Genomic DNA, 25,730 nt, shown 5'->3' on the forward strand with positions numbered 1-25,730 from the left:
TTAGAACGTTTTTTCGCGCACAACGTATTGCGGCGACTGGTTGATGCTGATGTAAATGCGGCCTACGTATTCGCCGATGAGTCCGAGCATGAACATGATCATGCCGCCAATAAAGAGCAATGTGGCAAGCATGCTGGTATAGCCTACGGGAACGTCGGGGAACATCAATTTTTTGTAAATGACGAACAAGCCGGAGGCGAATCCCATCAATGCGCAGAATAGTCCGATGTAAGTGGCGGCCCGGAGGGGCTTGACGGAAAATGCGGTAAAGCCGTTAATCCAAAGTCCGATGAGACCTGCGATGGTGTAGCCCGATTCGCCTTCGAGGCGGCGGCGGTGCTGTACTTGAACGTTGCCCAGATTCTTGGTGGCGCGGAATACGAGTCCGCTGATGTAGGCGAACGGATTGGGATAGCGCACGATTTCATCGACGATGAACTTGCGCATGATAAAGAAGCTTGTGGTGCGGAGCGTCTTAGGCTGGCCAATAATTGCTTCTGCCATTTTTTTGTTGACCCAGCTTCCAAGGCGGCGGAACAAATGTTGTGCGGAATGCTTGTAGTAGCCATAGACGACATCGTAGCCTTCTTCGAGCTTATCGACGAGCTTGAATGTTTCGCTGGCTGGCGTTTGTCCGTCATCATCGAGACTGATGATATAGTCGCCTGTAGCTTGTCCGTAGCCTGCCATTAAAGCTCCGTGCTGCCCGAAATTTTTGGCGAGGCAAATGCCTTTGATGTGGCTATCGGTCGAGGCGAGGACTTTGATGACTTGCCATACGTTGTCTGGGCTGCAATCGTTTACGAGTATGATTTCGTAATCGAACGGATTGCCGTCAGAACCTGGGCCTGCGGCATTGCGTATGGTCATGGTGTCGCGAATTTCTTGCACCACCGTTTTGATGGTCTTTTCGCTGCGGTAGCACGGGATGACGAATGAGAGCTTCATTGTAAATCTTCCCATTTATTACTTTGGGCAGAACGTGTGGCGGCCTGCATCATGGCGAGGCCTTCGAGCGATGTCTTGATGCCGCAAACGTACTGACTTTTGAAACTGCCGGTTGCGAAATATTGACCGAGGCAGTCGGCAATGTCTTCGTAGTAGTTGGCAAACGCTTCGATGAAACCAGCAGGATGCCCTGCCTTGAATCGGTTGTAACGAGGTTGGTTTGCAATTTTTACGTCGCTGGTGCGGTCGCGGAGGCTTACATTTCCACGGAGGTCGCAAGTCTTGAGCGTTTCGGGTTCTAGCTGGAACCATTCGGCGCTGCCTTCGCTACCGAATACGCGGATGCGGAGTCCGTTGCGGTTGCCGAGAGCCGTCTTGCTGAACCAAATTTGTGCACGAACGTTATTTGTATATTGAACAAGCGCTCCTACGTTATCGATAATCTGCGGAAACAGTCCGAAGGTCGCTTGGTCTGCCACAATGCGTTCCGGACGTTCGCCTGTCAAAAAGTAAATCATGTTGTGCAGGTGGCTGCCTAAGTCCAAGGAAATTTTGGGAATCACAGTATCCTTGAGGCGCCAACTCTGCGGCTTGGGCGGTTCGCCCGATGCTCCCAAACGCATGAATCCTTCTTGCGGCATTTCGACTTGCACTTGCTGGATTCGACCGAGCTTGCCTTCGGCGATGTACTGCTTGAGTTCTCGCACCATCGGGTAGCCGGTGTAGTTGTACGTCGTGCAGAAGAATCCTTTGGTTTCTGCAACTTTCCGTGCGATGTCTTCGCCTTCTTCAAAACTTGTGGCGAGTGATTTTTCGCAAATCACGGGAAAGCCTGCTTCAAGTGCGTCAATGACAATTTCTTTGTGAAGATCCGTCGGGGCTAACACCACTACGGCATCTAGCTTACCTTTTTCGGCTTGCAAAAGTTCCTTATAGTTTGCGTAGGTACGGTTGTCTGCGACGCCCCAAGTTTTGGCGGTTTCGTGGTTGGTTTCGGTGTGTGTACTGAACGCTCCGGCGACCAGTTCAAAATGTCCATCCATTTGGCTTGCTGCTTTGTGGACTTCTCCGATGGCAGAATTAATACCGCCCCCGATAAATGCAATTTGATAAGGTTCCTTCTTCATATTTAGGAATATAGGTTTTTTCTTTTAGAATAGATGGCGGATCAGGTTCGCCATGACGATTTCCCCCCCGTTATTCCGTGCTTGACATGGAATCTTTGTGATGTCAATCAATCACAATTTTCACGAGGTCGGTCATTCTGGCGGTTTTGTCAGTCATTTCTTCTAGCGTGTCGAATTTGAAAAATACAATCCCTGCTTTGTACAAAAGCTTGTCTGTGATGGTTTCGCCGGGCTTGAACCACAAGAATTTTTCAACAATGTTTTTTTGAATTTCAGGGGCGAAGGAAACATCGCGGACGATTCCGGAACATCCGTTTTCGTCGGCTTCGCGGTCAGACATGACGCAGTGACGCAACCAAAATCCTTGCGTGGGAACATCTGCTATGCTGGAGATGTCTTCGCCGGTTTCTGCTTTCACGATGAATTTCGGATAGTCGATGCCAGTCGCGTACTTGACGAATTTGATGTACAAATCTCCTGGCGGGCGGCGGCAAATTTCGATAATGAAAGGTGTGCCGTCTGCTTTTTCGATGTATTGGATATGCAAAATTCCATCGACCAAGTGCAATTCGTGTGCGATGCGTTCGCTGTATTCGCGAAGCTTGGCGAGGCTTGCGTTTTGCGTGGTGCTGGGTGTGTTTGCTCCAGAGACCAGATATTTATTTATATAGTATTGCTCGTTATCAGCAAATGCAAATGCGACTTTGCCTTTGACGAGCATGGCCGAAAATCCGTGATTCGTTCCTTGAACAAATTCCTCGACGACGATGTGGTCTTCGCGGGTGCGGCTTGTGGCGTTCTTGTATGCTTCACGGGCCTCTTCGACATTTGTGGCGCGATGGATGCCCTTGCCGCCTGTCAAGTCAACGGGCTTGACGATAATCGGGAAGGTAAGACTTGCAATAGCTTGCTCGAATTCTTGCTCGTTGTGTACAACTTTTGCTTGCGGTGTCGGGATTCCGAGGCGGGTTGCGAGTGCTCGGTACTTGTCCTTGTGATGAATTTCAAGCGATGTGGCGTAAGAATCGTGTCCAGGAATTCCCAATTTTTCGCAAACATAAACGGTCGAAAGCAACGCGAAATCATTGCAGCCTGAACAAACTGCTTGCACTCCTTCCGTGCGGGCAAGTTCCAGCATGGCTTCTTTGTTACTGAAATCTGCAAATACGGTTTTGTCGGCGTAAGGGTGTCCGAGGCCATCGCGGTTGTTGCCTGTGGTTATCACGTACCAGCCAAGTTCCTTTGCGGCCTTGATTAACGGAATTTCGGCGTGGCTACCGCCTAGCAATAAAAGTTTTTTTTTCGTATTCATTTCACGACTAATATACATTAAAATGTATTAGTCTAGTATGTCAATCCGAATCCGTAGGGGTATAGTCCCTTCTTTCCGTCGCCAACATTGATGGGGATTTGCTTTGCGTCTTTAGGCCAAGTGTGGGGGAGTTTGCCGGTGGGTTTGACCTTGCCAAAAAGCACGTCTGCAACGCCTGCTCCTTCGCTGCCGGGGAGCCATGCGACAACGAATGCATCGGCGACGTTGATAAGCGAGGTGATGGGGAGCGGGCGGCCGGTGATGAACACGACGGCGACTTTGTGGCCTGCTTTTTGCCATTCTTTAATCTGCGCGATGTACTCGTCGGTGCTGTTGAACGACATGTCGGTTCGTTCTTTCTTGGTGATGATTTTGTTGTTAAAGTCGTCGCCTCGATAGTCTCCGAACCATTCTGCGTAAGGGACTTCGCCAATCACATAGACGATTGTTCCTGCTTCTTCGGCGGTTGCGACGCGGGTGCCTTTTGCGACTTCATCAAAGCCTGCTTGAATTGAGGTTGCTCCGGGGACATCTTCGAGAGTGCCCTGCCAACCTTGCGTCCAAGCGCCACATTGCAATCCTGTGTTGTTGGCGTGGCTTCCGGTCACGAAAATTTTGTCGTTGGTGGCAAGTGGGAGAACTTTTTTGTTTTTCAGAATGACCAAGCTTTTTTGCACAGCTTCGCGGGCGAGTTGCCGATGGGCGGCGCTGCCGATGTTGCTTGTAACGCCGACGTAAGCGGATGGACCGTTCGGGTTGTCGATTCTCCCGGCACGGATTTTTGCACGCAAAATTCTGCGGGTGGCGTCCTTGACTCGCTCTTCGCTGATTTCGCCTGATGCAACGAGTTCTTTCATGTTGCTGACAAATGCTTCTGCGGATTGCGGAACCATGGCCATGTCGAGGCCTGCGTTAATCGAATTGCGTATAGCTTCTTTTGATGAAATTCCGGTGACGAGGCCGGGGGAGTAGTCTCCAGCGGCACCCGGTGTCGTTGAACTTTCGATACCTTCCCAGTCCGCGATGACGTAGCCGTCAAAGGCGAGTTCTGTCTTGAGTACTCCGGTGAGCAAAGCGGAATCGACATGCTGGTGGATTCCGTTCACTTGGTTGAAGCTTGCCATGACGCTCAATGCACCTTGCTCGATAGCGGCTTCGTAAGGCGGCAAGTATTTTGCGTGTAGTGCTTTATTTGTTATTTTGGCGTTACCGCGGTCAAATCCTTTGTCTGTTGCTCCGTCGCCAATAAAATGCTTGAGAGTCGTGATGACGCACCATTCGGCGTTGTTGTTGTCGCCTTGCTGCCCACGTACAAATGCGGCTCCAAGGTCAACGGCAAGTTCGGTTGTTTCGCCGAATCCTTCATAGACGCGGCCTCAGCGCTCATCTTGCGGAACGGTGATGGCGGGGGCGAAATTCAAGTCGATGTGCGCAGCCCACATTTCTTCGGCGACGGCTTGCCCGATTCTACGGACAAGTGCTGAATCTCGTGTCGCGCCGAGCCCGATGTTGTGCGGAAAAATGGTTGCTCCATTCACATCGGCAACGCCGTGGACGTTATCCTTGCCGTAGATGACGGGTATTTTATGGTTCCAAGCTTTGGTATAAAAATCAGCGGTGTAAGCTCCGCCCCCTTCTAACGCCGAGCCGCAAACTTTGCCTCCGCAAGTTGTTGACGGGGCTTTGGCCTGTGTCATTTGTGCGATCATGTCGTCGAGGGACATGTTGGCCATGAGACTGTCGATTCTATTTTCGATGGGATCGCGTTTCAAGGCGATGTTGCCGTAGTTCTTTTTACCCGGAATGACGCTGAGCGTTTCTGGGAGAAACCCCGTTTTGCGAACGATGATGCTTTGTCCTTTTTTTGCATTGGGTAATGTAAATGCTCCCTTTTCGTTCGAGAGTGCTCGCATGTTGGACAATAGGTTCGGGAGTGTCCTTGTGGTCACGGCGGCGTTATGGACGGGATTGCCCGATTCGTCAACAATTGAACCCTTGATGTCTGCTTGGGCTATGGCGCAGGCGGCGAATGCAAAGAGGCCGATTTTCGAAAATTTCATAACTATACCTTGCTTTATAAGGTATAATCTACATTAAAAAAGGATGTTGTGAAAAATGAAGTCGTTATTTGCTGTGTACGTTCGGAACCAAACGCTATTTCCCAAAAAATTCCTTCACTTTGCTGCAAACAAATTCCCTGTTTTCTGGCTTTAATCCGTAGAACATGGGGAGCCTGAGCAGGCGGTCGCTTTCGCTGGTCGTGTAGCGGTCTTCGCCGTTGAATCGTCCGAAGCGTTTGCCCGCAGGGGCGCTGTGGAGCGGCACGTAGTGGAATACCGCCAATATGCCGTTTTTCACGAGATGCGCGATGAGCGCTGTTCGCGTTTTAATGTCTGCGACTTTCAGGTAGAACATGTGCGCGTTATGGGTGCATTCCGCTGGAATATATGGTAACTGCAAATCGCCTGCGTCCGCAAGGGGTTGCAGACGTTCGCGGTAATCGTTCCAGCTTTCCATGCGGTTGTCGAAAATCTTTTGTGCATTTTCAAGTTCGGCGTACAGGTAGGCGGCGTTGAGTTCGCTGGGCAAGTAGCTCGAACCGAGTTCAACCCATGTGTATTTATCGACTTCGCCGCGGTGGAACTGCACGCGGTTTGTACCTTTTTCGCGGATGATTTCGGCGTGGTCGGAGTATTTTTTATCGGTAATGAGAATGGCGCCGCCTTCGCCCATGCTGTAATTCTTGGTTTCGTGGAAACTGTAGCAGCCGAAATCGCCGAGCGCACCCAGGGAATGACCTTTGTATGTCGCCATCATCCCTTGAGCGGCATCCTCGATGACGAACAAGTTGTGCTTGCGCGCGATTGCATTGATGGAGTCCATTTCGCAGCCGACTCCGGCGTAATGCACCGGCACAATTGCCTTCGTGCGTTCTGTAATCGCGTCTTCGATAAGTTTTTCGTCCAAATTCATCGTGTCGGGGCGAATATCGACAAACACACATTTTGCCCCACGCATGGCGAATGCGTCAGCGGTAGAGACGAACGTGAACGACGGCATGATGACTTCATCGCCCGGCTGGATGTTGCATAGCAATGCTGACATTTCAAGTGCGTGGGTGCAACTCGTCGTGAGAAGTGCCCGAGCGCAACCTGTTTTTTGTTGGAGCCAAACGTGGCATTTTTGGTTGAACTGTCCGTCACCGCAAATACGACCGCTTTCGACGGCCTGTCGCACATAATCGATTTCTGTCCCTACAAAGGGGGGCTGGTTGAAAGGTATCTTCATATGAAGAAATATATTATTTACTTATCCTTTAAAAAATCTTTTACAAGAAACCAAGCCTGTAAGAATAGGCAAAAGTTATCCCCCATGCAGATTTATTGGATTAAAGTGTTGCTATTTTGAAAATGATTTCTATTTTAAATGGCAGGATGGTGCAATTTAATGGAAATTGAGTTTGGTATATTGAATCGCGAAGAGCTGAAAGAGTCCGTGGAAGTTGCAGCCAGGGCTTATGAGCATTATGAGTACTTTACGAATTTCTTTCCTAATCTGGATGAGAGACGGAGAGTCATTAGATCTTTGATGTACAGATTTATGTTGACGAATTTCGGAAAAACTCATTTCTTGATAGCTAAAATCGATGGGAAAATGGTAGCTGTTGCGCAAATTGATGATGCTCAGTACAGGAGACCCTCGGTTTTGCAGTTTTTGCTTCACGGTTGGCTCATGGTGTATTGCGGCGTGAAAGTAAAGCGTGTGAATCGCTGGATTGCCATGGATACTGTGGCGAGCACGCCGTGCCATGATTACCAGAAGGCTGATCCCAATATTTGGTACACGAGCTCTGTCACGGTGGATCCGGATTTTCAAAGAAAGGGTGTTGGATCAAAATTCATTGGTTTTTGGGAAGATTACATCCGTGAACGTGGTGGAACGCAGTTGATTTTATTCACGAACTCTGAGAAGAATCTTGCGTTTTACAAGAAAAACGGTTTTGAGGTGTTTGATGAGCGGGATATTCCTATCCCTGATGGAAAGACGATGAGAAGCTGGAGCGTGAGAAAAACGTTGTAGCAAATTGAACTGATGATTAATCTTTACCGGCTCCGTAAACTACGGGGCCTTCGTCGTCATCATCGTCATCGCCGTGTTCAGCGAGGTAGGCTTCGAATTCTTCGTCCGTCATTCCGCCTTCGCCTTCTTCGGGCATAAACGACTTGCGTTCGGATTTTTTAGCGGGCTTGCTTTCGGCTGCGGGTGATGTCGGTTTTTCGGACGGTGTTGGAATTGCTGCCGGCTTTGGATCATCCTTGCGGCTTGCACGTGCGCTGCGGTTCAAGTAGGCGATGTATTCTTCGTCTGTCATTTCGTTGCCGAAACTGTAAGAGGAATACTTGTCTTCTTCCGGTTCTTTTTGAACTGGGGCGCTATAGGTGCTGCTGGAATCGTATTTGCTGACGGTTGGTGTAGAATTTGTTGTAAATTGCGTTGAACTTGTTTGTTGCGGCGTGGCTGCGGAACTTGTTGCAGGTTGTGCGAAATTTGCTGACGGTTGCACGGAACTTGACGCGGACGGTGCTGAACTTGCATTGTCGTAGAACGCTTGTGCCTTTTGCATGAATGCCGCAAATTCTTCGTCGCTCATCTGCTGGACTTCTTGTTCGTTCAAGCCTTGGAAATTGGCTTCGGCAGATACTCCGTGATTATCGGTGCTTGACGAACGGATAACAGGAATGTCCTCGTCAAAACTGTCGTCGTATGAAACGTGTAATGTTTCGTTGTTCGTGCTTTCCGAAAATTCTACGTTGTCTAAATTTTCTTCGAAATTTTCATCATCAACGAGTTCTTCGCCTATTTCTTCGCTTTGAGCCTCGTTTATTTCTTCGTCCGGTACATCGGCAAATTCTTCGTCGATGGGTTCAAACGTGTGCGATGGCGTGATTTCGCTAACGGCTTCAGGTGCGTTTGTAATAACTTCACTGGTCGATGTCGCAGGCTCAGCAATGGGTTCATTGACCGCATCGGTGTTGACGGCTGCTGCTTCATTTGCAGGAGTCGCCGCAGTTCCAGTTGCAGGGGCTTGTTCGCTTGTCTGCTGCGCTGTAATTCCTTCAGCGGCATCTGCTTCGGCAATCATATCGGCGAATGGATTTTCCTGCACTTCGGAAATATCCTCGCGGCCTTCGAGCATCGCGTTGAGGTCTTCGTCGGTAACGTTTCTGCCGCGTTCCGTCCAAAGTACGGCTTCGCGCATCGTAGCGGCGAGGTCGCCCACGCTCTTTTCCTTGGAACGTGCAATCGCCTGGCTGCGGATGGTATCCACAAGTCCCGCCTTGACTTCGGGATCCTTGCTGAAAAAGACGGTCTCGTGCGCCATTTCTTCGGCGTACTCGGGGTTGTTCTTTTTGCGGTAAATCCAGATGGGGCCGAAAAGTTCACTTTGGCGGAAAACAATGTCGTCCGTCTTGATCATTTCGAGCATAGCCATGAACGTCACCGCCGCAACAATCGGGTGGGAGTCGTTGTCGAGCAAGTCTTCAAAGAGCGCACGTCCATGCACGTTCAAGAAGTTGTTGATGGCTTGCTGACGGTCCTGGATTGTCACGTAGTCCAATTCGATATGGTGGATCGTCTCGGAAATCTTGGTTTTCAAGCTCTTCTGGTAAGCACGGAAAAGCTGCCAAATGTTTGCGTCCGCGAGCGTATCTTCGTCGCTTTGCGTTTTTTCGAGTCTCCCGCGGGAATACGTTCCGAAGTTCTTCGCTTCCATCTCCTGGAGGCCGCTTGCGACCTGCTTGAAACGCTGGTATTCCAACATTTCTTGCATGAGTTTTTCGCGGTCTTCGTTGTATTCTTCGATTGTTTCTGGGTCGCGTTCTTCGGCGGGGAGCAGTTCCTGCACCTTGAGCGCCATCAAGCGGCTCGCCATGAACAAGAAGTCGCCGGCCTTGGAAAGGTCCGTTTCGGAATACTCGTTCACCCACTTCAAAAAGTCGTCTGCGATTTCTGCAATGGGGATTTGGTCGAGCGTCATTTCCTTTTTTTGGACGAGATAGACAAGCAAGTCCATCGGGCCGTTAAACGAGCCGATTTTGACTTCATAGTCTTCTTGTTCAAAAACATCGGAATCAACCATTGCGTGGAAATATAGAAATTAGAGGTTAGAAATTAGAGGAGGGTGGTTCTGTAATGAAACAGGATGTGTAAATGATCTCATTTGGGAGACTGTTTGTATTAATATTTTTACATGATTTGTGGGGGCCTGTGTTACGGTTTCTGAAAAAATGGGGTGATTTTTCTTATTTCTTGTTCTAAAATTCAAAATTTGTGGTCAAAAAATGAAATTTCGTAATAAAAATATATACTTTCAGAAAAAAATTAGTTATATTTATTACAGAACATTACAGAACTTATCAGAGGGGAGCTTTGATTAAAGTCGTTATGCCAAAAGAATTATTTAAAGAATAGAAGATGCGAATGTACGAATACGTGGAAACCGATAATTCGGTTTTTGGTGTACATGGAGTTTTATTCGAAAAAGTCTCTCATTCCAACTCGTTAAATACTGTCGCCCTCCTTTCGAGGGCGACTTCCCGTTTTTATAGCATACTTCGAGAGGTGACGGCTTGAAAGATTCCGGCTGAGGAGTTGGATTTGAAGAAAAATGGGATGAAAAAAAATCTTGTTTTTCAAAATTTATCGTTTTTTACGTGTAAAACTCAAAAATTTGAGGATTATTCACGTAAAATTCAACGTTGTATGTGATTGTTTTGAAGAAAATCATGAATATTTGTTTTTTTTTAGTTGCAAAATTGGGAAAAGAGGGCTTTTATTGGTGATAAAGAGGCTGAAAAATTCAAAAAAGACAGTGAATTTGTAATAAAATTGTTAATTTGTGTGAAATTTTACGTGACAAATGTTGAAAATTGGACTTTTTTCACGTAAAAATGGGGGAAATGGGATTTTGTAGGTGGGAATGGCTGTTTATGCGGTACAAAAAAGCCCAACCTTGCGGTTAGTCCTTTTTATACCCGCCTTATGACGGTTTGAAAAAAGGACCCATCTTGCGATGAGTCTTTTTATACCCTTTTACGCGGTTTACTTGGGTATAAAAAAACAGCTCAACTTCCGTTGCGCTGTTTTTATACCCCCAAGCGGTTTTGAACCGCTGTTGCGGGAATGAAAATCCCGAGTCCTAGGCCACTAGACGATAGGGGCGATTTGTGAGGACAAATATAGTTTTTTCTAGAATAATGTCAAGGGGGCATAAATAAATTTTTTTTACTGTCATCCCGGCCTTGTGCCGGGATCGGTTGTTTATGATTGCGTGGTGGAAAAACTGGCCCCGGAACGGAGTCCGGGGTGACAATGTAATAAAGAAGACCATTCTTTCGAATGGTCTTTTTCTACCCGCCTTATGACGGTTTGAAAAAAGACCCATCTTGCGATGAGTCTTTTTATTCCCTTTTACGCGGTTTACTTGTGGGTACAAAAAAGGACCAACCTTACGGTTAGTCCTTTTTATACCCGCCTTATGACGGTTTAAAAAAACAGCCCAACTTTCGTTGAGCTGTTTTTATACCCCCAAGCGGTTTTGAACCGCTGTTGCGGGAATGAAAATCCCGAGTCCTAGGCCACTAGACGATAGGGGCGATTTGTGCCGCCAAATATAGATGTTTCTGGGAAATTGTCAAGGGATTTTTTTTGATTTTTTTATTTTTGCTCCTGTGATTCTGAAAAAACGGTTGAAAAAGGTGCTTTGGCAAGGCGTTTTGCGCTTTTTGCCGGTCGCGTTGTTCGCAAGTGCTGCGGATGCGGCCCTGCTTTGGGGAATCCGTTCTTTCATGGGAATCCTTCAAGGCGATGCAGTTTTTTCGCTTGCAGGGTGGCTTGCCCTGATGGTCATCCTTACGCTGTTGCGTTTTGCGTTTTTTGCCTGGAAATTGAACATCTCCGAAAAATGGCTTTACGGAGCCGGCACGTTTGTGATGGCGTGGTTCCTGCATACGCTGCGGTCGCTTTCGCCTCGGGTTTTCCATACGCCAGCAGGGGAAGCGAAAGTTGAGGCGGCCTACGAATCGACGCTTGTATTGCAGAATAATGGCGGCGTTTTTTTTCAAGCGGTTCAGGCGGTGCTCCAGCTTTTGGTGTTTTTGCCGGTGCTGTTTTACATATCGTGGCCGCTGACGTTGTTCCTCTTTATCGTTGTCGTTCCGCTGGTCAGCTGGATGCAACGCTGTTTGCATAAGATGGGGCCAGCCGAAGAAAGTCTCTTGACGGAACGCTCTGATTTTCGCATGTCGCTTTACCATGCCCGCAAACTTTTCCGCCGTTGGAGTTCCCGCTTTGAACGCAAGGAAGTGTCGAACGATTTGATTTCTCAAGTGCGGACGCTTCGAGACGACGGCCTTGCGGTTTCGCTACGCAAAGGCGTGCTTTCGCTGGTGACAGAATCGGTATCCGTCTTGGCGATGGTTTTTGTGCTCGCGTTCTGCGCCCTGCTGATTTCCAAAGGCTGGATGGACGGCACGGGGCTTGTGCTTTATTGCTCGGCGGTTCTCCTTTGTTACAAACCCGTGAAAGAATGCGCCCGCGTCATGCCGCAGGCTCGTTCCGCGATGAGTGCGCTTCGTGTCTTGGAAAAATTCGAATTGCTCCCTTCAAAAAATTCAAGTGCAAACGCAGTTGAATGGGAATGTTCGCCAAATGCAGAAAACTTGGAAATTACACAGGGCGATTTCGCTTACGAAGGTGCCTTTGCAAACTTGTTCAGCAATTTTTCACTGTGTTGGAATACGAAAAAGCCTGTACTTGTCCGCGGTCGCAACGGCGTTGGCAAATCGACGCTGCTCCGCTTGATTGCTGGGCTTGAGGAATGGAACCATAGTAAAATAAATTACAGTTCTCCGTTAAAAAATAATGTTTTTTTTGTCGCACAAGACTTAGAATTACCCCCGCTTCACTTGTTAAAGAAACGCCTCGCACAAACAAATTCTACCGCCGTCATTGAATTCGTGCGTACGGCGCATGTCGATAAGATTCTTGAAAAAGAGGGAATGTCTGGCGGGGAACGCGCCCGTGTTGCTTTGGCGTGGGCGCTTGCTTCGGATTCATCAATGGTCTTGCTCGATGAACCGTTTGCTTCTGTCGCGCTTGTCGATCGCGAACCGCTGTTGACATCGTTCCTTGATGTTGCCGAACAACTCCGCAAATGGGTGGTGCTCGTGAGTCACGACGTACTGTCTCGTGAATTAGAACAACATTTTAATGTCGTGGAGATGGATCATGGCTAAGGTGGAACGCAATTTGGCAGAACGAAATTTATCATCCTTGCTGTATCGTTTTCGCGGCTACATTTTAGGCGTTATCGCGGTCGCTCTTTTCGCATTTCCGCCGAGCTTGTTTCCAGAAACGTTTTGTATAAACGATTGCATCGCAGGCATTCTCGTAGCCGTCCCCCTATACGTGGCTAGTGCGTTTTTGCGAGTGCGGACACGCCAGTTCATTGGCGAACACACGCGAGGCAGTGTCCATGCGGCGGACAAACTTGTAACTTGTGGCCCTTATTCACGAGTGCGGCATCCGCTTTACATTTCCAATACCGGCTTTGCGCTTGGAGTTGCGTTTTTCCATTTGGGCGTTTCGCTTTGGGTGCTTCCGTTCATGCTCGTTGTTGTGGCGTTTGAAGTCGCTTTGTCGAGAATCGAAGACCATTTTCTAGAACAAAAGTTTGGCGACACATGGCGTGCATGGGCTGCAAAAACGGCTGCGGTTCTGCCGTGTTGGAGCACTTCGCGTAGTTCCTGCCGCAGCGACTCTTGTTGTGATTCTGAACACGTTCCTCCACAAAGAACCTTTTGGCAAGCATTTTTTGCAGATTTTTCTACATGGTTTTGGATTTTCTTTTGTAATTTATTGTTGGTATTGAGAAAAATGGTGGTTTTCTATGTTTAAGGTAATGGACATCGCTCGCGAGGCTTTAGGATCTGTAGCTAAAGTTGCAGCCAAAGTGCCTGTTATAGAAAATAAGTATCATGTGAAAGATCGCTTGCGCGGCCCTTGGCCTAAGGGACCGTTCCTTTGGATGCACGGAGCGAGTCTCGGTGAATGCAAGATGCTTTTGAATTTGGCGAAATGCCTCCAGGAAGATTTGTCAGGTTGCCCGCGTCTTTTGGTGACAACGCAAAAAGTTGAAGTGCTTTCGTACATCAAGGAATCGGGCGCGGATGTCGCGGCGAGCATTGCTCCTGCAGATACGCCTACGACGATGAAGTCTTTTATTGCGGCGGTAAAGCCGCTGGGCCTCATTCTTGCCGAAAACGAACTTTGGCCGGGCTATCTCTCTTCGATGATGCGAATTTCGACGCGGCCTTCTGTGGCGGTTGTTTCGGGGCGTTTCCATCGGGCTGTTCCCGGAATGGATTATTCGGCGATTGGTTTTGTGAGCATGCAGACGGGTTCCGACCTTTCCCGATTTTTCAGCGTAGCGACGCGGACGAATAAATCGCGGATGGTGATTGGCGGCGACTGGAAGCTTTTGCCGTGGGTCCGTTCGGGCAAATGCGTTACATCTTCCGAAAATCCGACGGTCGATACGGCGTTTATCTCGATGCACATCCAGGAATGGGCGAGCCTTTGCCGCATGATTGCCTCTTGCATCAAGCGTGATGAATCGGTGGTGCTCGTGCCCCGCCGCCTCTCCGAAGTGGCTGATTTCCGTAAATCGCTCTTGGATCAAGAAATTGCCGTAGTCGATTGGCCGCTCGTGCAGAAGGGCGCGGTTTCGATGGTGTCGCAGTTCGGCGTGACGAAGAACGTGTTTGCTGTTTCTAAAACGGCGGTGATTGGCGGCTCGTTTGCCCGTGGTCTCGGAGTCCATGATTTCTGGGAACCGCTTGAACGGGGCGTTGCCACTTGCGTAGGACCGTATGCAGAAGGACAAAAAGAAACGGTAGCGACGCTTGTTCGTGAGGGCGTTATCGCCCAGTTGCAATCGACAGCGGAATTTTCTAAGCGGAATACGCCTGATGTTCGTTTGGTGCAATCCTTTCTCGTGCACGAAAGTGCTAAAATTAGCGACTCGTACCAGCAATTAATAGATTATTTGAAAAACTTGCTAAAGTAAATTAGGTGAATTATGAAAAAACTCATTTTGGCTACACCTCGCGGATTCTGTGCCGGAGTCGATCGTGCCATCCATGTGGTTGAAAGGGCTGTCGAAAAGTTCGGGACGCCGATATATGTCCGCCACGAAATCGTGCACAATAAATTTGTCGTGGATACGCTTAAGGACAAAGGAGTCGTCTTCGTCGATGAACTGAGCCAGGTGCCAGAGGGTTCCGTAGTGATTTTTTCGGCTCACGGTGTCGCAGAACGCATTTACGAAGAAGCAAAAACCCGTAATTTGCAAGTGCTCGATGCGAGCTGCCCGCTTGTGCTCAAGGTGCATTTCAGCGCAAAACGCCATTACAACGCTGGTCGCCATATCATCTTGATCGGGCATGCTGGGCACGCCGAAGTGGAAGGCACGCTCGGACAACTTCCAAAAGGAGCCATCACGCTCATCCGTAACGAGATGGATGTGGAAAATGTGGTCGTGCCGCAAGACAAGGAGCTCGCCTACATCACGCAGACGACGCTTTCTGTCGCGGAAACACGCAAGATTATTGACGCGCTCAAACGCCGTTTCCCGAATATCATCGGGCCGGAGGCGGGCGACCTCTGCTACGCAACGGGCAACCGCCAAGCTGCCGTTCTCGAACTTTGTTCCGTGGTCGATATGCTTCTGGTCGTGGGCGCGAAGAATTCCTCCAATTCATCTCGTCTGATGGAACTGGGCCTTGAACAGGGCTTGCCGAGCCATCTGATTGCGGATGTCAACGACCTTGACCCGAAGTGGTTTGATGGCATTGACACGGTCGGCCTTTCGAGCGGGGCAAGCGCACCGGAAGTGCTGGTTCAGGGAGTCGTAGATTGGCTGAAAGAAAAATTTGCCCCGATTGAAGTCAAAAATCTTGTAAAATTAGTGGAAAATACGAAGTTTAACTTGCCAAAGGCATTGCAAGATTAACTTTAGCCTTGACAATTTTAAAATTTTTAGCTAAAATTGGTGCCTGTAAAAACAACGGAGTTTAATATGAGCCGCATTTGTGAAGTCACCGGCAAAGCCGGTCTTGTGGGCAACATGGTTTCCCACTCTAATCGTAAGAAGTTGATGAAGCAGCTTCCGAACCTCCAGAAGAAGCGTTTCTACATTCCTGAAGAAGACCGCTGGGTGACTCTCCGCGTGAGCGCCGCTGGCCTTCGCACCATCAGCAAGCTTGGCATCCAGGCTGTTGCTCAGGAACTCGGAATCTAATTTCTTAGGTTAAAAGTTTAGCAAAAACCGCTATGTGCAACATGGCGGTCTTTTGTGTGTTTTGAGAATATTGACTAGTGTGAAAGTCGCGAAAAAAAAGCCCCAGTGCTGAGACTGGGGCTGATTTTATAGAGTTTGTTGCTGAATCCCGTCGCAATTGTGAAACAAGAAATAATGGATCCCCTCCCTAATGGTCGAGGATGACGAGCTTCGAGGATGCTAGATCGAGGACGATGTTACTTCCGAATAAACTGCGGCGTACCTTTGTACTTGGCCATGGCCTGCATGATGCTCCCCATTTCCCATTCTTTTTCTTTGAGGCGGCGGCGGAGCAACGCCACGAACACTTCCATGAGCATTTCGCAATCATAGACGGAGCGGTGCATCTTTTCTTCGTCGATGGTCATCGAGATTTCACCGCGCTTCATGAACATGTTCGCCATGAAGCCGAGCTTGTGGTTTGCGAGTTCCGGCAAGATAGCTTTTGAAATGGCGAGGCTATCGATAACGGGGTTGCCGGGCGTGAACTGCGGGTTCTGTTCGTAGGCGGTTCGCAAAAAGCTCGCGTCGAAGTTTGCGTTGTGGGCGAGCAAAATGGAGCCGGGACCGCAGAACGCAGTGAACTGCTTGAGGGCTTCGCCCACGGGTGGTGCGTTTTCGACCATCTTGTCGGTAATGTGGTTCACATTAGATGCTTCGACGGGAATGAGCATGTTTGGCTTTACAAGCGTGTCGAATTCCGAAATGATCTTCGGAACCACGCGACCGTTTTTCACTTCTACCGTGAACTTTACGGCGCCAATTTCAATGATTTCGTCTTTACGGTTGACAAGACCAGTCGTTTCCAAGTCGAATGCGACAAATTTAGGAGGTAATGCTATCACGGCTGTTTTCCTTTTTTAATTATTTTCACGTAAAAGATACTTAATTTCAATGTCAATAGCTGACAGCGGTAGCGGAATGATGAAATTATCCCACCCTTTTAGGCGAAAATGTTTGCCGTACTTGATGCAAAAAAGCCAAAGGGGGCGATCGCTCGCCTTAGAAAGCCAAAGAGAACCGGGTTTTATTTGGAGGGCAGGCCCGTGCGGGCCGTCTAATGCCATGCCGACAAAGCGGTCATTCTTGAGAGACTTTAGTAGGTGCCTTACGTTGGTCGCTCCGTGCGTGTCCGAACCGCGAGTGACTTCGTAATGGAGATGCTTTGCCGCAAGTGCGAAGATTTCGCCATCGCCGGATTCCGAGACGAGGATGTGGACGTTCTTGTTCTTGAATGCTGCGCAACTTGCAAGGAGGTCCTTGTGCCACAGTCCGAGGATTCCAGGGCGAAAGTCGTCGGGCACGCGAAGCCGGATGCGCAGGCTCCTCATCCATAGAGCGCCGAGCCAAGCGAGCAATTTTGTTTTCAACGAGGGCGATTTCACGCATAAAAAATAGGTTTTGGAATGGTGTAGGACAATGTAAATGAAATTTTTTTGACTTTTTTTACCTTGAACCCTTGATAAACTGCAAATAAATACCTATATTACACCCGCAATTATGGCGACGTACCCAAGTTGGTAAGGGGCGAGTCTGCAAAACTCTTATTCGGCGGTTCGAGTCCGCCCGTTGCCTCTGAAAAGACCTTCTGTGAAAGCAGAAGGTCTTTTTGTTTGTATATCGATGCTCAAAAAACAGACCCCGCAACAGAGTGCGGGGTGACAATACAAGCTGAATTCTAAAGTCTGCCAACGATCTCTAATTCATCAGAACCGCAGCGAAGCCGTAACTTCCTACTGCCCACTAACCACTAACCACTAATCACTAACCACTGCCTACTCCGCCGCAGGCGGCTGCGGCAGCGGATTCTTGCGGGGGCGGCCACGGGGGCGCTTGACGGGGATTTCTGCAGCGGCTTCGGGATGCAGGGCCTTGTTCTTTGCCATGAGCGCTTCGCGGATTTTCTTGGCGCGTTCTTCGATGCGCTGGCGAGCGAGATCGGCGGCAGAAACGATGACGGTCTTGGGCTTATCCCCAGGTTTTGCACCGAACGACCCCTTGAGGACGCGGCCAGAAGGCGGCTTGGGTGGCTCCGAAAGAACGCTTTTCAATACGCGTTTTGGCGTTTCTTCCGGTGCTTTGGGTTCGACGGTTTTGACTTGGGGAACTGGGCTTGGAGAGCCGGTTTGCGAAGATGCGATCTTCTTTAGTATTTTTTTGATGTCGTCGTCATTTTCGCTTTCGTGCGGCTTATCCACCTTATTGTATTTCTCTACGAGCGAGTTGAACTTAGCGTTTTCGCTTTGTTCTTTTTGCGCCAGGCGTTCCCGCTTGGACGGACGCTTTGCTCCGTTATGTTTTTTGCCGACGAATTTTTTTTCTCTGCTTTCCGAGTTCTTGATGATTTCTTCATCGGAAAGACCGCGCAATTCAGGGGGCACTTCGGTAATTTCAAGGTGCTCTTTTTTCGTGGAATCAGCCATGATTTTTGACTCTTTTAATACTTTTTCCCCTTGTCAAGAGGATTTTTACTTTTTTTTTACAAAAAAATTTAAAAAAATTTGAAAAAAGTGTTTGTCAAGGTCTAGAAAAAATTTTCTTTATGGACTATTTTTGGTGTACATGCTTCGGTTTACACAAGAAATATCTCTCGCTTTGCGCTCTATCGCTAATGAAGAAGAGTCGCATGAAATGTCTAAGAAGGCCAGGGAACAATTTGATTTCCTCGGAATCAAGTTGGTTCCTCGCCGTGAAGTCACGTATCCAATCTTCGACAAGTACCCGCCAAAGGACGGGGACGAGCTCGTTTCGAGGGTTGAAGACATGTGGGCACAGCCGTATAGGGAATTCCAGTACGCGGCTTGTGACTACTTGTTCCGGCATCGTGTGCTTCTCGGTGGTCAACACCTCAACTTCTTGAAAAAGCTCATCAAGACTAGAGCTTGGCGCGATACTGTAGATACTCTCGCGTCTTGCGTCTTAGGTGATCTTGCTTTGCGTCTGCCTGCGCTGCGGACGAAAATTGCGTCATGGATTCGCGACCCGAACATCTGGGTCCGCCGTAGCGCGATTATCTTCCAGGTGCAGTACAAGGACCGCACGGACTGGCCGCTCCTGCGTCAGTTCTGCCTCACTTGCGCCAAGGACGACGACTACTACATCCGCAACGGCATTGGCCGGGCGCTTTCTGAATACGCCCGCATCAACCCGACGGAAGTCCGCCGCTTTGTCCAGGACAACGCATTTGCGGAACAGACCGCTCAAGAAATTCTACGTCTCATTTAAGTTAGCGAAGCCTCAGCTTTTAAAAAGACTCCTGCAAAGGGGTCTTTTTTTGTGCTCAGTCTCTTCGGTCACAGTCATCCTGGAGCCTGTCATCCTCGAAGCCGTCATTCTCGACCGAAGGGAGGGAAACCATTATTTCTTGTTTTACACTTGCGGAGGGGAACCATTATTTCTTGGTTTGCATTTGGCGATAGGATCCAGTGATTTTTATTTGCTTTTCTTTTGGGCCTTTGGCTTTTCTTTTAGCGGAAAATTGAATCGCCCTTGGAGAACGCAGCCGTTAGCTCCCGGGTCGCATTCTTGTTTGCGTTTGTTGCAAAACGTTTCGCTTAAGTACTTGCATTCCCAGCTCATAAGCACTCCTTCTTAAAGTGAGCTTGCATGCCCCATTTGCGGGGCTTCTGCTTTTAATTTAAACAAAAAAAGTCTGTTCGCAAAATTTTTGTTCATTTTACATACTAAAAACGGTTTTTGTGAAAATCTGAATGTAATTGAAGAATTGTTACTTTGTGTGTTACATACTAAAGATTTATTTTAAAGGTTTTAGTATGTAATTTTTGGTTCCAAAAGGTTGTTTTTTGGACTTTTGGGGCAAAAAAAATTGTTTGAAAGGGAAATTTTGGCTTTTTGGGGGCTTTTTTGTCTTTTTTTTACATACTAAAACGTCGATTTTTTGATTTAGTATGTATTGCTACAAAGTAACGCACTTTTGAGTGCGTATGATTCGGTAGTTTTCCACTCAAAGGATGATACTCGCTTTAATCAAAGCAAAGAGTGCGGCGGTACGGCGTGAAGCCTGCGTTTTGGATGAATGCTTCGGCTTGCTCGATGGTGGTGAGGCCGTGGTTCTTGAGCACGTTTTCTTCGATGACAATGCTGTTGATGTCGTCGGCGCCGGCGTGAAGTCCGAGTTCTCCGAGCGAAAGCCCCATGCCGAGGAGCGACACTTCGATGTGCGGGACGTTGTCGAGGTACAGGCGGCTGAGTGCGAGCAACTTAAGGTATTCGTCGCCGCGAACGTGGCGGATGGGGAACTTGTCGGTCTGCGGCTGGAACGTCCAGACGACAAAGCTCTTGAAGCCGTGGGCAATGTCCTGCGTTTTGCGGACGTATTCGAGATGCTCGATGACTTCTTCGGCGGTTTCGGCACTGCCGATGACGATGTTCGCGCTGCCGGGGAGTCCTTTCTTGTGGCAAGCGGCAAGCGTGTCGCACCACTGCTGCGCAGGGAGCTTTCTTGGACTCAAGATTTGACGCATGCGGTCGGAGAGAATTTCTGCACCGGCGCCTGGAACGGAACTGAGGCCCGCTTCCTTGAAAATGTCAAGCAGTTCATCAAGTGAAATGTTGTTGAATTCGGCAATGCGGACAAGTTCTACAGGTGAAAAACCGCGGACTTTGACGCCCAATTCCTGCGTGAGCATTTTCAGTACGTCGGTGTAGTAGCTGAGCGGAATTTCCTTGTTGACTCCGCCTTGCAAAAAAATCTGGTCGGCGCCTTTGGCTTTCGCTTCGAGTGTCTTTTGGCGGATTTCGTCCAAACTCAAGACGTATGCTTCGGGGCTGTGGGCTGGGCGGCAAAAACTGCAAAAGCTGCAAGTCACTTCGCAAACGTTCGTGTAGTTCACGATGCGGAATGCTGTGTAGCCCACGCGGTTTCCGGGAAGTTTTGCTTTGCGTACGGTATCGGCAGCCTCGACGACTTCTGTCCACGGGACGTTCGTTAAAATTTCGAGACCTTCCACAGGCGTCAACCGCTCTTGAGCAATAGCTTTTTTCAACAAGGAATTCATCGATTAAATAATAGAAAAGGTTACAGGTTATAGGTTATAGGTTTTAGGAAAAGAATCATGCACTTCGTGCATCTGGGTGGCGTAGTCGCGATTATTGCTCTTTCGTTTAATCTACCACTAACCACTGTTTACTCACCGCTAGTTAGGTAATAGGTCTTAGGTTGTAGGGGTTAGGGATTAGCAATGAGCGCGCTTTGCTTTGGGCTATGGGCACGCTCGTGAACTCGCTCTGTGCACGCTTCGCTTTGACGCCTTCGGCGTCCGCGGCTGCACTCGGTCATAGAAAATGCAAGCATTTTCTGCGACACTCGTTTTGCACGCTTTTGGGCTGTTCTAATTACAATAACCTCATACCCTAAAGCACCGAAGGTGCGACCCCATACCTCATACCTACTATCGGTCACTGGATCCCCTCCCTAACGGTCGAGGATGACTGCGAAGAATTAACTAACAACTAATGACCAATGACCAACTTCTACTGCCTACTAACCACTAATCACTAACCACCAACCACTAATCTTTCGTCTTTAGTCTCTCGTCTTTCGTCTAAAAATGTTTCCTAAAATAAACATTTGTTGCGATTTCTACAATGCGTTGTTAGAGTAACCAACGAGTAATTATTTTTTTCACGAACGAAAAATGTACTTTTATTATTTTTAGCGTGGGTTTTAAGGCTCGCAAAAATAAAAAAATGGGTGGAATAGCCCGAATCTTTTTGTAAAAAGAAGATTTTTGTGTTTTTGTTAGTCCATTATTTACATAAAAAAGAGTGAAAATCGCTCATTTTTAAGTAGATTTTGGTCATCGTAGGCCTAAAAGAAAACATATAAACGGAGTTATTATGCTTGACCTTCTTGCTGTCCAGTCCAGCACAACAAACGCAACGATCATTACGCTCGCTTATACCTTGATCCTTGCTTTCATTCTGTCTTCTTCAATCGCATGGACGTACGAAAAAACGTTCCTCGGGCTTTCCTATTCCCGCAACTTCGTCCAGGGTATCGTCTTGAGTGCGGTTGCGGCTTCGATGATTATGCAGGCCATCGGCGATAACGTCGGTCGCGGCCTCGGCATGATGGGCGCCCTCTCGGTCGTCCGCTTCCGTACGAGCTTCAAGGACCCGCGAGACATTATGTTCATCTTTGCCGCTCTAGGTGCGGGTATCGGTTGTGGCGTTTATGCCTGGGGTGCCGCAGTCGGCGGTACGTTTGCGTTCTGCTGTGTCGCTTTCCTTCTTTCGCGTACGGGGCTTGGTACAAAGCACTTCTTTGACGGTATGCTCCGCTTTGCACTCCCGAACGAACCGAAAGTCCGTGGTCAGGTTGAAGATATCATGAAGGGCAACTTGAAGACGTTTATTTTGATAACGATGCGCGAAGTCGATGGCGGTGCCCGCTTGGACGTCGCCTACCAGATCCGCCTCCGTGCGACAAAGCCTGCAGCCGAAATCCTCACGATGCTTTCGAAAATCGAAGGCATTTCGGATGTCCAGTTCATGATGCAAGACGCTACGACGGAAATGTAAGGAGGAATGAGAAATGAATAAACTTGAAGATTTCCTCGATAATTTCTGGAACACTCACAAGAACAATGCGGGTGTCGCCTACGTTTATACCCACAAGCTTTCGATTGCCTGGATTCTCTGCGTCGTTTTCGCCGTAATCCTTGGCTTTGTCTATCAGGGCAAGGTCGCCATGTTCCGTGGCATTGCCGAATCGAGCGAAACGATTATCAGCCTCCCGAGCCCGACCGAAATCGTCAAGGTCTATGTGGTGCCGGGCCAGGAAGTCAAGGCTGGCGATACCCTCGTGGTCATCAACCGCCCGGACCTCACGCTCCGCATTGCCGAACTCACTCGTGAACTCGACGCTCTCGAAGGCCGCAGCAACTTGAGTTCTGCTGAAATCGACCAGAAGGTTGCCGAAGTCAAGGCCAACCTCGAAACCCGCCGCTTGGCTTTGAATGCTGAAATCCGCAACCTTGAAACGGAGTACGAAAGCAACAAGGCCATTTCCGCGAAGCTCAAGAGCCTCTCCAACTCGAAGTCCAAGTCCGAAGGCACCGATGCCATGGCTATGCGCATCAAGAGCCTCAAGAACGAATTGAACCTCGCTACCAAGAGCGCCAACGAACAAATCGCCCTCCTCCGTGGCAGTGGCCGTCTCCAGAAGTCTAGCGGCAAGAGCGAAGCTGCCAACATCCGCAAGGAACTCGCCGAAATGCGCAAGCAGCAGCAAGAACTCACCCAGATTGCAAAAGAAAACTGGGTCGTAGGCGACGTGAACGTCCGCGATGGCGAAAAGGTTTCGAGCTTTGCCCCGATCGTGACGCTTGCCCACAAGTCTCCGACGCTCATCCGTGGCTACATCAACGAACAGATTTACAAGAACACGAAGATTGGCGAAGCCGTGAAAGTGACTACCTTGACCGGTGCCGGAAAGGGCGTGGTTGGCGAAGTTGTCGGTCTTTCGAGCCGTATCGTGCCGTTCCCGACCCGTATGTGGAAGATGCCTGAACTGCCGGTCTATGGTCGCGAAGTGACCATCAAGATTCCCGAAGACAACGAGTTCTTGCTGGGCGAAATGGTCACTATCACTGAAACGAGCATCCGCAATTTGCAAAAGCAGAATCAGCAACAGAAGGCTAAGAAATAAATGAAAAATGTGACTTTAATATCGCTTGCGCTCTCTGCGGCTGCAATCGCTAGCCCCCTTACTTGGGAGCGTCTTGTCGAATCCGCTAAGGACGATCCGAAGTATCAGGCTGCGGAAAAACGTTCCGAGGCGATGTCTGCTAACCGCAACCTCAAGCTTTGGGATAAGCTTGAACTCCGTTACCAGTTGGACGGTTTCAGCTTTGCAAAGCACGACTTTGAACTTCGTGTAACGCCGCAGGCCTTTGGTGAACGCACTGCCGACAAGGAACACTTTGAGGCTGTAAAGAACTATCAGGCGGCCCGCTTTGCCGTTGAACGTTCGACGCTCCTTTATGACCGCTATGAACGTGGCGTGCGTTACGTGTTGCGCAAGAAGATTAACGAAATCAACAAGCAGCTTTTGCAAGTCAATAGCGACCGCATTGAAGTGCTCCACCTCAAGGCCGGTTCCGCTTCGTTCAGTGCCGAAGACTTGATGACCTCTCTCGAAAAGAACGCCTCGCTCAAGTCGAACCTCCTTTCGGACAGTACCGCACTCCGCGATGCTGAACTCAAGCTGAAAATTTGGGTGCCGGACTTTGATGGTGTCGATCTCGATTCAACGTTTATGCCATCCATGGAAGAACTTGCCGAGTTCCTGAGAAATGGAGTGACTGTCGATGAAAACTTCCCGCTGGTAGCTCTTGCAAAGGGCAAGCGCGATTCCGACATTTCCAAGGCTAAGCAGGACGCGAGCAAGGACCGCGACTACATTTCGCACATCGGTATCGGTTACTCGCTCCAGATTGAATCCTTGATGGAAAAGTACAAGGATTTGGGCTACAATGACGTGAAAAAAACGAAGTATAACCAGTACTATAATGAGTTCATGAAAAATAATTGTATTAGCGTCGTTGATGGAGAATGTGCTCGTTATGCAGACGCTGAAGCAGTTTCTGCATACACGCTCAGAAAGCTTGTTGCCGAGAGTGACGATCGCAAGACTGCGGACAAGTTCTTCGTGAACCTCGCGTTCCGCTTGCCGTTCTTCGACAGCAACAAGGATGCAACGCTTCGTGAGCAGATTGCCGTTCTTGACGCCGAAAGCGATTACTTGGACGATGTCCGCGAAGTGAACCAGAAAGTTGCTCGCTTGACCGAAGAAGTCCTCACGCTTATCGACCAGTGGAAGGTCTTGAAGGACTATGCCGAACAGGTGAACGCTAGCGGCTTCATGGAACAGTTCGCCCGCAATGCTGGTTCTGACCCGCTTTTGCTCCTCCGTGCCCGTGAAAGCTCTCTCGAAAGCGACTTGAAGGCTGCTAAGCTTGAATACGATATCTATGCCCGCTACTTGGCTTTGCTCGACTATGCCGGTGGCCTTGCCCGTCAAGATGTTTCAAACCATCTTCGTGAAGGAATCAGGTAGTTTATGGCCGAGGCCCGCGGATTCAGTCTTCTCGAACGCTTCGAACTGAAGTACCATATCCCCGTCGAATGGGCGGATAGGATTGGTGCGTTCTTGGCTCCGTATTGCGAAGAAGACTACTATTCCAAGATTACTCCGGGTGGATTCTACTGGATTACGAATCTTTACCTCGATACGCCGTCGTGGACGTTCCTTGGCTGGAAAAAGAAACAGCTTCTGGACCGTTTCAACATGCGTATCCGCACGTACGGCGAGCACCCTTCTCAAGACGGTACGTTCCATTTTGAAGTCAAACGCAAGATTCGCAATATTTGCTACAAGAGCCGCGCTACCATCAAGGGAATCAATCCGGGCGAAGTCTGGCACATGAAGCCTGACGAATGGCCGTGCAAGAGCAGTAAAGACCGCATGTACCTCAAGGATTATTTGTACAAGACGGAACTTTACGGGGCGCATCCGCGTCTTTTGACGCAGTACAAACGCCGTGCTTGGTTCGGACTCCGCGAAGAGTATTCCCGTGTGACGATTGACACAGGCATGCGTTTCCGCGAAGAAAACGGTTTTGACTACACGGTGGATCCGCAGTACATGCATTCCACAGGAATACCTCGATTTTTCCAGCCGGGTTGCGATGCCGTGCTTGAACTCAAGTGCCCGGCAGCCCAGATGCCGTACTGGATGTTCGACTTGATTCGTGCATTGAATTTAAAGCATGGTGCATTCTCCAAGTTCGGAAATGCGGCCGCAGAATGGAAACGTGTTTACGAAAACCCGAGACGTTTCAAAAGTCCATATTGGACTCGTCTTGCGGGGAATTTTTAATGTAGATTTAATTTGATAAGGTTTTAAAAAAAGGAA

Annotated in this window: 21 protein-coding genes, 3 tRNA genes and 1 pseudogene; 12 read left to right on the forward strand and 13 right to left on the reverse strand. The window is 48.9% G+C overall.

Annotated elements, in window-relative coordinates; genetic code table 11:
• The 6 genes and pseudogenes from IKG78_RS08265 to rffA form a co-directional block, all read right to left on the reverse strand.
• Nucleotides 1-948 (reverse strand): glycosyltransferase family 2 protein, encoded by a 948-nt coding sequence (locus tag IKG78_RS08265; protein ID WP_290942200.1) that lies wholly within the window; start codon nt 946-948, stop codon nt 1-3.
• Nucleotides 945-2,075: a Gfo/Idh/MocA family oxidoreductase gene (locus IKG78_RS08270; RefSeq protein ID WP_290942204.1), complete on the reverse strand. Its 1,131-nt coding sequence runs from the start codon at nt 2,073-2,075 to the stop codon at nt 945-947. The genes IKG78_RS08265 and IKG78_RS08270 overlap by 4 nt, the downstream gene beginning before the upstream one ends.
• 103 nt (nt 2,076-2,178) lie before the next feature.
• Entirely contained in the window at nt 2,179-3,387 is a 1,209-nt protein-coding gene (locus tag IKG78_RS08275) for an ATP-grasp domain-containing protein (RefSeq protein ID WP_290942207.1), read from the reverse strand.
• A gap of 32 nt (nt 3,388-3,419) precedes the next feature.
• Complete coding sequence (locus IKG78_RS08280) at nt 3,420-4,244, reverse strand: glycoside hydrolase family 3 C-terminal domain-containing protein (RefSeq protein WP_290942294.1); 825 nt, start codon at nt 4,242-4,244, stop codon at nt 3,420-3,422.
• Nucleotides 4,233-5,447: pseudogene (locus IKG78_RS08285) on the reverse strand (glycoside hydrolase family 3 N-terminal domain-containing protein); the annotation flags it as partial. The pseudogene IKG78_RS08285 and the gene IKG78_RS08280, both read right to left, overlap by 12 nt.
• A 94-nt stretch (nt 5,448-5,541) precedes the next feature.
• The gene (rffA, locus tag IKG78_RS08290; protein ID WP_290942211.1) at nt 5,542-6,675 is read right to left on the reverse strand and encodes a dTDP-4-amino-4,6-dideoxygalactose transaminase; all 1,134 of its coding nucleotides are present in this window, start codon (nt 6,673-6,675) and stop codon (nt 5,542-5,544) included.
• A 159-nt stretch (nt 6,676-6,834) separates the two neighbouring features.
• Between rffA and IKG78_RS08295 the strand changes: the two genes are divergently transcribed.
• Entirely contained in the window at nt 6,835-7,467 is a 633-nt protein-coding gene (locus IKG78_RS08295) for a GNAT family N-acetyltransferase (RefSeq protein ID WP_290942214.1), read from the forward strand.
• Nucleotides 7,468-7,483: 16 nt separating this feature from the next.
• Here IKG78_RS08295 and IKG78_RS08300 read toward each other — a convergent pair whose 3' ends face one another.
• The 3 genes from IKG78_RS08300 to IKG78_RS08310 form a co-directional block, all read right to left on the reverse strand.
• Complete coding sequence (locus IKG78_RS08300; protein WP_290942218.1) at nt 7,484-9,529, reverse strand: segregation/condensation protein A; 2,046 nt, start codon at nt 9,527-9,529, stop codon at nt 7,484-7,486.
• 1,009 nt (nt 9,530-10,538) lie between these two features.
• Nucleotides 10,539-10,611, reverse strand: a tRNA-Glu gene (locus IKG78_RS08305).
• Nucleotides 10,612-10,972: 361 nt separating this feature from the next.
• Nucleotides 10,973-11,045: transfer RNA gene (locus IKG78_RS08310), tRNA-Glu, on the reverse strand.
• Nucleotides 11,046-11,120: 75 nt separating this feature from the next.
• Between IKG78_RS08310 and IKG78_RS08315 the strand changes: the two genes are divergently transcribed.
• The 5 genes from IKG78_RS08315 (at nt 11,121) to rpmB (ending at nt 15,751) form a co-directional block, all read left to right on the forward strand.
• Complete coding sequence (locus tag IKG78_RS08315; RefSeq protein ID WP_290942221.1) at nt 11,121-12,686, forward strand: ABC transporter ATP-binding protein; 1,566 nt, start codon at nt 11,121-11,123, stop codon at nt 12,684-12,686.
• Complete coding sequence (locus tag IKG78_RS08320) at nt 12,679-13,347, forward strand: methyltransferase (protein ID WP_290942225.1); 669 nt, start codon at nt 12,679-12,681, stop codon at nt 13,345-13,347. The genes IKG78_RS08315 and IKG78_RS08320 overlap by 8 nt, the downstream gene beginning before the upstream one ends.
• Nucleotides 13,340-14,518, forward strand: coding sequence for a glycosyltransferase N-terminal domain-containing protein (locus IKG78_RS08325; RefSeq protein WP_290942228.1), 1,179 nt, complete (start codon nt 13,340-13,342; stop codon nt 14,516-14,518). Before IKG78_RS08320 ends, IKG78_RS08325 begins: the two co-directional genes overlap by 8 nt.
• A 12-nt stretch (nt 14,519-14,530) precedes the next feature.
• Nucleotides 14,531-15,463, forward strand: coding sequence for a 4-hydroxy-3-methylbut-2-enyl diphosphate reductase (gene ispH, locus IKG78_RS08330; protein WP_290942230.1), 933 nt, complete (start codon nt 14,531-14,533; stop codon nt 15,461-15,463).
• Nucleotides 15,464-15,529: 66 nt separating this feature from the next.
• Nucleotides 15,530-15,751, forward strand: a complete 222-nt coding sequence (gene rpmB, locus IKG78_RS08335; RefSeq protein WP_088636662.1) for a 50S ribosomal protein L28 — start codon at nt 15,530-15,532, stop codon at nt 15,749-15,751.
• 236 nt (nt 15,752-15,987) lie between these two features.
• Here the strand turns inward: rpmB and IKG78_RS08340 are convergent, their stop codons facing one another.
• Together IKG78_RS08340 and IKG78_RS08345 are read right to left on the reverse strand one after the other, a co-directional pair.
• Entirely contained in the window at nt 15,988-16,635 is a 648-nt protein-coding gene (locus IKG78_RS08340) for an exonuclease domain-containing protein (protein ID WP_290942235.1), read from the reverse strand.
• Between the two features lie 15 nt (nt 16,636-16,650).
• The gene (locus IKG78_RS08345) at nt 16,651-17,160 is read right to left on the reverse strand and encodes a DUF374 domain-containing protein (protein ID WP_290942238.1); all 510 of its coding nucleotides are present in this window, start codon (nt 17,158-17,160) and stop codon (nt 16,651-16,653) included.
• Between the two features lie 132 nt (nt 17,161-17,292).
• On the opposite strand from IKG78_RS08345, the gene IKG78_RS08350 reads away from it, so the two are divergent.
• Nucleotides 17,293-17,365, forward strand: a tRNA-Cys gene (locus IKG78_RS08350).
• A gap of 200 nt (nt 17,366-17,565) precedes the next feature.
• Here IKG78_RS08350 and IKG78_RS08355 read toward each other — a convergent pair.
• Nucleotides 17,566-18,213 carry a hypothetical protein gene (locus tag IKG78_RS08355; protein ID WP_290942241.1) on the reverse strand — a complete coding sequence of 216 codons (648 nt, stop codon included), beginning with the start codon at nt 18,211-18,213 and terminating at the stop codon, nt 17,566-17,568.
• A 139-nt stretch (nt 18,214-18,352) separates the two neighbouring features.
• Between IKG78_RS08355 and IKG78_RS08360 the strand changes: the two genes are divergently transcribed.
• Complete coding sequence (locus IKG78_RS08360; protein WP_290942244.1) at nt 18,353-19,015, forward strand: DNA alkylation repair protein; 663 nt, start codon at nt 18,353-18,355, stop codon at nt 19,013-19,015.
• 758 nt (nt 19,016-19,773) lie between these two features.
• Here the strand turns inward: IKG78_RS08360 and IKG78_RS08365 are convergent.
• Nucleotides 19,774-20,808: a radical SAM protein gene (locus tag IKG78_RS08365; protein ID WP_290942247.1), complete on the reverse strand. Its 1,035-nt coding sequence runs from the start codon at nt 20,806-20,808 to the stop codon at nt 19,774-19,776.
• A gap of 841 nt (nt 20,809-21,649) precedes the next feature.
• Here IKG78_RS08365 and IKG78_RS08370 point away from each other — a divergent pair.
• Genes IKG78_RS08370 through IKG78_RS08385 form a run of 4 tightly spaced genes read left to right on the forward strand, consistent with a single transcriptional unit; the run spans nt 21,650 to nt 25,694 of the window.
• The gene (locus IKG78_RS08370) at nt 21,650-22,333 is read left to right on the forward strand and encodes a DUF4956 domain-containing protein (protein ID WP_290942250.1); all 684 of its coding nucleotides are present in this window, start codon (nt 21,650-21,652) and stop codon (nt 22,331-22,333) included.
• A 13-nt stretch (nt 22,334-22,346) separates the two neighbouring features.
• On the forward strand, nt 22,347-23,462 hold the full coding sequence (locus IKG78_RS08375; RefSeq protein ID WP_290942253.1) for a biotin/lipoyl-binding protein: 1,116 nt from the start codon (nt 22,347-22,349) through the stop codon (nt 23,460-23,462).
• Nucleotides 23,463-24,872 (forward strand): TolC family protein, encoded by a 1,410-nt coding sequence (locus IKG78_RS08380; protein ID WP_290942256.1) that lies wholly within the window; start codon nt 23,463-23,465, stop codon nt 24,870-24,872.
• 3 nt (nt 24,873-24,875) lie between these two features.
• Nucleotides 24,876-25,694, forward strand: coding sequence for a polyphosphate polymerase domain-containing protein (locus IKG78_RS08385; RefSeq protein ID WP_290942259.1), 819 nt, complete (start codon nt 24,876-24,878; stop codon nt 25,692-25,694).
• The last annotated feature ends 36 nt before the right edge of the window (nt 25,695-25,730 follow it).

This window comes from Fibrobacter sp. (assembly GCF_017545445.1).
Taxonomy (GTDB): Bacteria; Fibrobacterota; Fibrobacteria; order Fibrobacterales; family Fibrobacteraceae; genus Fibrobacter.